This window comes from Streptomyces sp. NPDC096079, from assembly GCF_040303145.1.
GTDB lineage: Bacteria > Actinomycetota > Actinomycetes > Streptomycetales > Streptomycetaceae > Streptomyces.
In genome coordinates, this window is sequence record NZ_JBEOST010000003.1 from 1 (window position 1) to 432 (window position 432).

Below are 432 nucleotides of genomic sequence, written 5' to 3' on the forward strand. Positions count from 1 at the left end.
CCCGTTCTGCTTCGTCGGCCAGAAGGAGCTCGGCCGGGGCGACTTCTCGAAGATCCCGAACGGGCTTCCGGGCGTGGAGAACCGCATGGACCTGCCACCGTGGTGTCGTACAGGCCCTTCTCCGTCAGGTCAGTGGACCTCAGCCGTTGCGCTTCCAGCGCGGCTTGTCGTCGCGGCGGCCGAAGGAGCCACCGGTCGAGCCGGTGCTGCCGCGGTGGTCGTCACGACGGCCGTACGGGCGGTCGCCGCCCGAGCGGAAGCCGCCGGCGGGGCGGTCGTCGCGACGGTCACGGTTGAACGGACGGTCGCTGCCGCGGTGGCCGCCGGAGGGGCGGTCGTCGCGGCGCTCGAAGGAACGGCCGCCACGGTCATCACGGTTGAAGCCACCCGACGGACGGTCATCGCGACGGAAACCACCCGACGGGCGGTCGT

1 pseudogene is annotated in these 432 nt (G+C 72.0%); it reads right to left on the minus strand.

The features are described 5' to 3' along the window. Positions 1-139: 139 nt before the first annotated feature. A pseudogene (locus tag ABTY59_RS07320) lies at positions 140-432 on the minus strand (DEAD/DEAH box helicase); the annotation flags it as partial.